This is a genomic window from Oceanispirochaeta sp. (genome assembly GCF_027859075.1).
Taxonomy (GTDB): Bacteria; Spirochaetota; Spirochaetia; order DSM-2461; family DSM-2461; genus Oceanispirochaeta.
Map to the genome: position 1 here is coordinate 1 of NZ_JAQIBL010000161.1, position 8,838 is coordinate 8,838.

Below are 8,838 nucleotides of genomic sequence, written 5' to 3' on the forward strand. Positions count from 1 at the left end.
CGGTGATTCCAATTCTATTATTCCTGAGGAAAGACATATGGCTGTGGTTGAACAAGCCAAAACCTGGGACAGAATCAATCTTTTTTTCAAGTGGTCAAATGGGGCTGTTTTTATGAGGCAATTTTATCTTGGACAGCTGTGTTATTAAATATACTTTCTGGGAGCGGGGATTAATGAAACCAGCTGATCTAATATGGAAAACTTTCATCATTAAATAATAAGGACAAGTATTCTATCAGATTGATGGACACAAGTATCTTCCGATTTTCTTCAACAGAAATACAATTTACCTAAAATACTGAAGCATCAACATTTCTGTCATGATTTGCTTTTCGCATATTAAATTGTCAGTCAGTATGGGCCCTCGAGAACTCAGATCATAAGAGTTTTTAACAAGTCTTCTGCCTCGGAGACCAGATAGTGGTCAAATGAGAAGGAACCAGCCAAAACAAGGCCTTGTTTTGTCTAATTTTTGACTTTTTAATACCTTGTTTGGTTAAAACCCTGGTCTATGTACCGGAATATTCATAATAGAGAAAGTTTCTCAGGCTTTAAATGACTGATTGGATGTCTGTTCTGACAAAGTCATTTCCTTTATACAACAAGGGTTCATTCAAATATCTGGCTAATGCATAGGCACAGCAGTCTCCCATATTCAGAGAGGCCTGATGACGCCCCTTACCAAAGCGGAGCCATCCTTCATAAGCCAGTGTTCTCATAGCAGAATCAAAGGGAATAATCACGATCTCACAGTTATAGAGGATTCGCTCCAGAGCCTGATGACCAGGGTCTCCTTTTCTGGATTGAACAACAATATCTGCTTCAAGGGCATTTAAGGGTGATATGGTTTTCCTTTCTCTACCGCATAGATGTCTTAGGTAGACATCCCGATCCTCTTCAGCAAAAAGAACAGCCAGCAGGGCCGATGTATCAATTACCATGAAAAACTCCATCCTGATCGTATCCAAGAATCTCATCAGGACTCCTGGTATCAAGATCCGGCAGGGAGGCACATTCATTTGAAATGGCTTTGATCCTCTCCAGGAGAAAAGGATCTGCCTCTTTTGAGAATTCCAGAGACCTTTTTTTCTCCTCCAGAGCCTCAAGGATAGCTTGAGTCATTGAAATATTCATTTCTTCTGCTATCTCTCTGGCCAGATATTCAACTTTCGGGTTCCTTACACTGATGGACATAAGCCCTCCGTATATACAATTATATGATAGTATATACAGAAAATCAAATTAATCCATCATCGGTTAAACCTCCGTCTGTACTCCGAGGGACTGCAGGAAAAAGCGTCCCTGAAGAACCGGTTAAACCGGGATACATCTGAGAAACCGCAGTCTTCGGCTACAGTGAGGATTTTATCATTGCCAGAACGAAGCCGCTGAAGGGCCGCTGCCAGTCTCCTCTGTTTCGAAAAATCTCCCGTACTTTTACCCGTATACTCTTTAAACCGGCGGCAGAGGTTGGCCGAATTCAGACCGCTGATCTCACACAGATCATCCAGACGGACAGATTCGGTGTAATGTTTTTCCAGATAGACCACGTATACAGCCTCCATCCTGAACCTGTATACGTGGTCATCTTTTTCGATGACAGGGGCTGCCCGGCACAATTCTATCAGAAAGAGCTTGTACAGGGTCTGAAGAGCTGTCTCACTTCCCCATCCCTCCGACTCCTGCTCCATGAGCAGCATTTTCAGTAAGACTGTCATTTTATCCGGATCTTTGACACTCATATGGATAACGCCGTTAAGACGGTTTTCCAACCCCTGATGAATGGGAATCAGATCGTAAAGCTTTTGAGAGAGGGGATCAGGGAGATCAGGAAGGGATGTGAGATTCGGGTCAATATAGATATTCATCAATTCCACTGATCCCTCTGCCGTTTTCAGGGAGTGGAACTGCCTGAAATTCAGGATGGTCAGCCCCCCGGAACTCTCATCATAGGTTTGACCGGCGGTAATATGTCTGAACCGCCCTCTGATGACATACAGGATTTCTATAAACTCATGGCTGTGGAAGTCATGCTGACCCTGTTCAAAATGCTCAAAATACTCCAGAGCAAGACCATACTTCCCCAGGCGCTCCTTGCTGAAGGATGAGACAGGTCTCTTGATGGCTTGTAAAGATTCGCTTTGCATTTTGTAAATATACGCCAAGATTTACAACATATAAAGGCTTATCTTATCTAAAAACAGAAGCTACAGGAGAAACAGGATGAATGCAAGAGAACGTGTATTAGCCGTATTGAACAGGGAGAAACCGGACAGGGTTCCCGTTGATATCTGGCTGGTTCCCGAACTTGTGGAAAAATTCAAGAACGAGCTTCAGGTGGAAGATGAAATGGATATCTACCGGAAACTGGATGTGGATAAAATCGTCTGGCTCGGCATCCCCTACAATGGTGTGGTTCTGAAAGATCCGAATGAACATCAGGAAGTCAATCACTGGGGTGTGAAGTTTGAAGAGATCGAAGCCAATGAAGGTGTCGCCTACGGAGAAGTGTGCTTCAACCCCCTGAAAGGGATGGAAACTCTGGAGGAGCTGGATGCCTATCCCTGGCCTGATCCCGATGATTTTGACTATGCCACAGCGGCAGCCGAGGCTAAAGAACTGGCAAAAGAATTCGTGACCCTGGGCCCTTGGGTGTCCCTGTTTGAAGTGTACTGCCAGATGCGGGGTCTGGAACAGGCCTTGATGGATACGGTGATGGCACCGGAGTTCCTCCACAAGGCCCTCGATTACATTGCCGACTCCCAGGGAGAGATGGTGAAGCGTTTTCTCGAAGCCGCTAATGGCGCCATCGACCTTGTTTTTGTCAGCGATGATATGGGTTCTCAAACCAGCCTGCTCATGTCTCCCGACTCATTTGATGAGTTTCTGTTTCCCAGGTTGAAAAAATGGTGTGATATGGTGCACTCCTATGGTGCCAGAACCCTCTTTCATACCGATGGAGCCTCAGAACCCATCATCCCCCGGCTTATTGAAGCGGGAGTGGATGTTCTGAACCCTATTCAGCATGTGTGCCCGGGAATGGATTGCAGTTCCCTTAAGGAAAAATACGGAGATAAAATCATATTCCATGGTGGAGTAGAGAACCAGAAAATACTGCCCTTTGGCAGTGCAGCAGAAGTGGCTGCAGAGACAAAGCTGTGCCTGGATGAGCTGGGACCCGATGGATATTTGCCCTGTTCCTGCCATTTCGCACAAGCCAGTACGCCTGTTGAGAATATTATGTCTCTGATAGATACAGTGAAGAACTACTCCATCCCGGAAAAGTGAAACAAAGCATTCTGGTAATGCTTTCCCTTACTAAAGAGGGAACAGTACTTCCAAAAAATACCGCGGTCATTGTCGAAAGAATCCAGAACAAAGAGATATGGTTACAGATTCCTGAGGCTGCATTTGTTTAGAGGGAATTATCCAGGGATAAAACTACAGTTTACACCCACTTATCCACTTCCCTCAGCATATACTCCCCCTCGTCCCGGTTTTTCACCAGAGCCTTGATCCAGACACCTTCTGGTTTGAGGTTCTCCATAAGAATTCGGATCTCATCGGGTTCAACATCCAGGATCTGGATGCCTTTACCCGCCTTCTGGATCTTCTGATAAATGGGAAGATGATCACTGGCCCGGCCGTTTCCGGCACCATAGACCCATTGAATGGCATTGAGTTCGGGAATATCAAGGAGTACATCCAGATGTTTGAGAACCCCGGGGCCATCCACATGAAAGATGCTGGCCTCGGTCCCCCGGATCTCCTGAATGATACCCTCCAGAAAGAATTCCCCGAACTGTTCCTCACTGATCATATAGGAGAAATCATTGGAGGGGACGTGCCATTTTTTACGGGAGACAATACCGGGCCAGCCGCAGCAGGGCTGTCCGGCGCTTTTTGTTTTTTCATGATAATAGTCAAACAACTGAATAAACTCGGGGGTGATTTTCTTTATTCCCTTTTTAATCTCCTGGGGGGCATCGTAGAGGTCCATACAGAGCGTCTCTGGCCCCCTCATACCGCTCAGACAGTCGGCACCCCCATGCAGATCGGGCCACCCGACAAAAAACCGTCCGGGAGCCAGGTCAAAGAGGGCGTCATAGAGCTCCTCAATTTTCATAAATTTTTCACCCTTCCGGTCCGGTGAAAGAGTCTCCAGATCTTCCCATTGTTTCAGAAAGGGTTGTATATAACTGGTCGTCTCTTCATAGACCAGAGAACCGCCGTAATAGGAAGAGTATAGGTCGGGTCCCAGGTTGGGAAAAACGACGGGCAGGGCATCTCCCAGGTATTCATACTTGTCCAGCTCATAGAGCTGGTTTTCAATGGCCAGGTCCACATCCAGCCAGAGAGCGCGGATGTCTTCCGGCCTGTCAGGCTCAGGAGATTGATGTATTTTTGGTGCACATATTGAGATGACAGGCCGGTCAATAATCTCATTCTCCCAAAAGGCATCCTGCCTGTCCAGCCTCAGCTTTAGATCATCCACACCCTTGATTAGCTCATTTATCATCTCATTCTCCTCTTCCTCAGAACCAGATGAAAACAGCCATGGTTCTACTCCACAATAGAGAGATCAGGATCTAAGTGGCTGCTCTCTGCATCTCTTTCTGGTAATCCCCGGGAGTCCTTCCATACTTCTTTTTAAAGAGTCTGAAGAAAGATCCCTGGTTGGAAAATCCTGAAAGTTCACAAATCTCGGCAACAGTGTTGTTCTTATCCCGGAGGAGCAGCTCGGCTCTTTCCAGGCGGAAGAAATTTATATATCCGGCAATACTGTAGGCTGTATGAGACTTGAACAGCCTGTTCAGATAAGCCGTGGTGAGCCCGAAATAATCCGCAATGGATTCGGCGGAAAGATTAAAGTCACGTAACTGGGACTGGATGATCTCTTTTACATCCAGCACAGTCTGATCATGTTTCTCTTCTTTTTTATTTCTGCAGGAAGCCAGGGTCTGAATGATAATGTCAGCCAGGATTCCCCGGACTTCCTCAATGGTCTCGGGACTCTGCACCTGAAAGATCATGGGAGTCATCACTGAATGTTCCTGCAGATGGTAGGTTCTCTGCAGCTGTTCCACCAGGGAACTGAGAGTCGCGGTCAGTCTGAGAATGAGCCTCCTAAGATCCCGGGGTTCATGAGTCCTCCCATAATCAATCATCTCATCAAGAGTCCTTAATGAATCTTCTTCGGAAAGAGAATTCACGGCTTCTTCAAAGAGTCTCTCCTTGTCCTGAGGATATAGAAAATCCTCTATCGAGCGGAGTGCGGTGGAACCCATATAGATGAACTGCCCCTTCCCCAGGAGGAAGCGGTATTCCGAGAGTTGAAGAAGGTCGCTGAAATCATGATCCAGGTCCAGAACATCCGTATTCAGGTTCCCCAGGCTGGAAGTAATGGAAAGAATGCCTTTCTTTTTATACTCATTATGGATGCTTTCCATCCCGTCCCGAATCTGTTCAAACCAGATCAGTTCATCCAGATCTCCCAAATGTCCTGTATTGAAAGGATTGATTAAAAAAATCAGAGAGTCATTTCCATATTGAAAATGATCATATCCGAACCCCTCCAGCCTGAAAGACTCTTCATAAAATCCGAGGATTCCCTCCAGAACAGTCTGCTGTTCCACCAGATTCAGGGTATGTGAAAAGGTAGAGAAATCATCCACCTGAACCATCAGGAGCAACAGGGGCCGGTCAAGGGAGACCGAGAACCCGAGCTCACCCGACCTGCTTTCAAAAAGAGCCCGGTTCTCTTCGGTGCTGCTGCGGCAAAAGGCCAGCAGGATCTGATTTCTGGTATTCTCAAGGTAGATTTTGCGGCTCTTTTGAGCCGTCTTCAACTGACGGTTGATCAGAATAGAGAGTCCCAGGATCAGCAGAACCGTGGCCAGGAGCCCCAGGGACACAAATCGTATTCGTTTGAGATACATTTCACCTTCCACTTTAAGGTCTTCCACGATGGAAGTGATAAGAGAATCAAACTCCCTGGTTGCATCATCCAGGGCTTCCAGGGCATAGAGAGTATCATCGAGAAGAAAAATTTCTTCCGCACTCAACTGATTCTGCATTCTCAGTTTATACATGGTATGAAGAAATCCGTTCACCATGACCTTTTCACTCAATCCTGACTGGATGATAAGATCAAAAGAATAGCTTGCATTATTAAGCTGTACCTCCGTGTAGCGCCAGACCCGCATCGCCCCGGCCATACGGCTCTGCATGTCGTGATTCATCTGAGATTCCTCATTTTTGATTAAGGAGTCCAGAGAATTTGAAAAAGCTCTGTACCGGGTAGACCATTCTTTCAATATCCGGGGCGTATCCGAGTCGGAAACGGTGTAACGTCCCAGGAGTATCAGATATGTCAAATTTTCAAACTGGTTCCACTCTGTTAACAGAGACTGAGACTCCAGAGCCAGAGACTGAATCCTGTTGGATTGTGTCGTATTGAATAAGACGACAAGGGTTAAAAGGCATAGAATCAGAAAGGTCAGAATGAAGAGTCCAAAAAAACTGTGGATTTTTCTCATCCCGACAGTTTATCATAAGGATCATCTGTCCTACAAAAGGAATTCTATTGATCATCCCCGAAAATCACTCGAAGAGAAGGATCTTATTGTTTTTAATTTCTCTCACACTCCTCGCTCAGGGGATAGGAGCCCAAAGTGCTGATCTTAATCAAAGGATTCTGAAAGTCTGGGATTTTAAGAATACAGAAGAAAGAACCAGGATCTCCATGACAAGGGTGGACAGACTCTTTTTGGAGGCCCATCCGGGAATACGTCTGGAGCATATAGGATTTTTTGACCAGGAATATATTCCGGCCCTGAAGGCGGCCCTGCTGGCGGGATCAGGCCCGGATGTGTTATGGATTCACCACGGTTCCGAGTTCAATGAATATTCATCCTACCTCACCCCCCTTGAATCCTATCAGGATGAGGACTTTCCCGACATCCGTATAGAATCCCTGGATGTCTGCCGGAGCAGAGAGGGCCGTCTGATGGCTCTTCCTTTGACTTATCAGGGGATGGGCTGGTATTACAATAAGCAGATTTTCTCCGAAGCCGGTCTTGATCCAGAGAATCCACCGACAGACTGGAAGGACTTCCTCCGGGTCTGCGAAGTGCTCAAATCAAAGGGGATCACCCCCATTGCCACCGGGAACAACAGACCTCTGACCACAGAGTTTATTAGAAGGTCCCTTATCAGCGCCTTTTTTGAAGATGATGAGATCAAAAGATTTTATCACAAAGGCTGGGGATCACAGACTGACAGGTTCAGGGTCATCATCGAATTTATCAAGGAGCTGAGGGACAAAGATTATTTTGATCCCCAGGGGATTTTCAGATCCTACTTCGGCTATGGAGCCGACAGCTTCGGTTCAGGCGGGTCCGCCATGATGCTGGGTCTGATCTCGGATACCCTGAACTGGAAACAGTTTTCAGACTCTCTAGGTAAAGAGAATATCGGTTATTTTCCAAATCTGAACCACCCCGGGATGTCCAGGCCGGGGGCTCAACTTTTACAGCCGGCGGGAATCATGGTCGCCATCAACAAGGACTCGGAGAACAAGGAGGACGCCTTTGCCTATATAAAGCACCTTTTTTCACAGGAGAGTCAGAACATCCTTGTCAGTGAACTGGGAATGATGATCCCCATGAAAAACCTGAGTCTTCCGGAAGAGGAGTATCCCGTCCTCAAAGAAATTAAAAAGGCCCTGAATCTGCCTGCCTTAGATCCTGAACTGTTTGTCCCCTCAGTTAAGGTGGGAGACCTTCAGTACCGCCTGGATGATCTCCTGATCAATACAAAAGAGATTTCCGTCAATGACTATATTCAGAAAATGGCCAGAGAACTCCTATTTTATTGATAAACAAATCTTCCTAAATAGCAGAATTTAGAAGAAAAAGCACAATCTGACTGGGACGGAACCTCTCTTATGTCATTGATCCTTCAAATTGAGACTACCCTTATCTTATGGACCGGGGTCAAAATGAACTCAATCTTATCAAGGCCCTTTGGCCTTAATATGGTACCCGTCAAAGCTGCAAATCGGCTTTGATAGATTTTAGGAGGAACCTGATGAAAATAAAGAAGGGTTTTATTGTATTACTTGTGTTTTTGGGGATCTGCCTGCCGATTATGGCCGGAGGTCAGAAAGAAAAATCAAAGGGTATGAGTGATGAAAAAGTCACTCTCACCGTCTGGGACTTTAAGTACAGCGAAGAAGTCATGGGCTCTGCTCTTAAGGACATGGACTCCCTCTATATGACTGCCAATCCTGGTGTGGAGATCAAACATGTTGCTCAGCCCCATGACAACTATTATGAGATTCTGGCATCCTCTCTCAGCAGCGGTATAGGACCTGATGTACTGATGGCTCATACGGATCAGAGGATCTGGAACATGGAAGAGGTCCTGTTGCCTCTGGACAGTTACATTGCCAGTTGGAAAGATGATATTGCAGACTCTGCCTGGGTAGCCTGTTCCTCAACAAAAGATAGCGATAAAAATATCAAAATCATTCCCCTGACCGCTCAGGGAATTGGAATCTACTACAATAAGGCAAACCTGAAAAAGGCCGGTGTTGATCCCAATGCCGACTTCAGTGATGCCAGTGCCTTTATGGAGGCATGTGAAAAGCTGAAGGCTGCAGGGATTCCCGCGATTGTCATGGGCAACGGCGGAGCCCCCTACGGAGTTGATTTTACCTATAGAACACTCCTGGCCAACTTCTACGGACCCGAACTGACCGGGTTCAGCAATGGCAAAGCCAATTTTACGGATGAAGCCTTTATTGAGGCAACCCGGATGCTGAAGACAATGTTC

At 46.3% G+C, this 8,838-nt stretch carries 8 protein-coding genes; 3 read left to right on the top strand and 5 right to left on the bottom strand.

Annotation, left to right across the window (positions count from 1 at the left end):
* Positions 1-551: 551 nt before the first annotated feature.
* From PF479_RS08865 to PF479_RS08875, 3 genes are read right to left on the bottom strand one after another with little or no spacing between them, the layout of a single operon-like run.
* On the bottom strand, positions 552-941 hold the full coding sequence (locus PF479_RS08865; protein ID WP_298005091.1) for a type II toxin-antitoxin system VapC family toxin: 390 nt from the start codon (positions 939-941) through the stop codon (positions 552-554).
* Complete coding sequence (locus PF479_RS08870; RefSeq protein ID WP_298005094.1) at positions 931-1,194, bottom strand: type II toxin-antitoxin system VapB family antitoxin; 264 nt, start codon at positions 1,192-1,194, stop codon at positions 931-933. Before PF479_RS08870 ends, PF479_RS08865 begins: the two co-directional genes overlap by 11 nt.
* 56 nt (positions 1,195-1,250) lie before the next feature.
* The gene (locus PF479_RS08875) at positions 1,251-2,147 is read right to left on the bottom strand and encodes an AraC family transcriptional regulator (protein ID WP_298005097.1); all 897 of its coding nucleotides are present in this window, start codon (positions 2,145-2,147) and stop codon (positions 1,251-1,253) included.
* Positions 2,148-2,223: 76 nt separating this feature from the next.
* Between PF479_RS08875 and PF479_RS08880 the strand changes: the two genes are divergently transcribed.
* A complete protein-coding gene (locus tag PF479_RS08880) occupies positions 2,224-3,288 on the top strand; it encodes a uroporphyrinogen decarboxylase family protein (RefSeq protein ID WP_298005100.1) in 1,065 nt (354 codons plus the stop codon).
* 160 nt (positions 3,289-3,448) lie between these two features.
* On the opposite strand, the gene PF479_RS08885 is transcribed toward PF479_RS08880, so the two are convergent.
* Together PF479_RS08885 and PF479_RS08890 are read right to left on the bottom strand one after the other, a co-directional pair.
* Positions 3,449-4,519 (bottom strand): hypothetical protein, encoded by a 1,071-nt coding sequence (locus PF479_RS08885; protein WP_298005101.1) that lies wholly within the window; start codon positions 4,517-4,519, stop codon positions 3,449-3,451.
* Positions 4,520-4,589: 70 nt separating this feature from the next.
* Positions 4,590-6,539: an AraC family transcriptional regulator gene (locus PF479_RS08890; RefSeq protein WP_298005103.1), complete on the bottom strand. Its 1,950-nt coding sequence runs from the start codon at positions 6,537-6,539 to the stop codon at positions 4,590-4,592.
* 86 nt (positions 6,540-6,625) lie between these two features.
* Between PF479_RS08890 and PF479_RS08895 the strand changes: the two genes are divergently transcribed.
* Positions 6,626-7,879 (top strand): ABC transporter substrate-binding protein, encoded by a 1,254-nt coding sequence (locus PF479_RS08895; RefSeq protein WP_298005106.1) that lies wholly within the window; start codon positions 6,626-6,628, stop codon positions 7,877-7,879.
* Positions 7,880-8,091: 212 nt separating this feature from the next.
* Positions 8,092-8,838, top strand: a 747-nt coding sequence (locus PF479_RS08900; protein ID WP_298005109.1) for an ABC transporter substrate-binding protein, incomplete at its 3' end; no start/stop codon positions are given.

Bases quoted from the DNA above. Each gene is read 5' to 3' on its own strand.
- PF479_RS08885 (WP_298005101.1), bottom strand. From the start codon at position 4,519: ATGATAAATGAGCTAATCAAGGGTGTGGATGATCTAAAGCTGAGGCTG.
- PF479_RS08870 (WP_298005094.1), bottom strand. From the start codon at position 1,194: ATGTCCATCAGTGTAAGGAACCCGAAAGTTGAATATCTGGCCAGAGAG.
- PF479_RS08875 (WP_298005097.1), bottom strand. From the start codon at position 2,147: ATGCAAAGCGAATCTTTACAAGCCATCAAGAGACCTGTCTCATCCTTC.
- PF479_RS08865 (WP_298005091.1), bottom strand. From the start codon at position 941: ATGGTAATTGATACATCGGCCCTGCTGGCTGTTCTTTTTGCTGAAGAG.
- PF479_RS08890 (WP_298005103.1), bottom strand. From the start codon at position 6,539: ATGAGAAAAATCCACAGTTTTTTTGGACTCTTCATTCTGACCTTTCTG.
- PF479_RS08880 (WP_298005100.1), top strand. From the start codon at position 2,224: ATGAATGCAAGAGAACGTGTATTAGCCGTATTGAACAGGGAGAAACCG.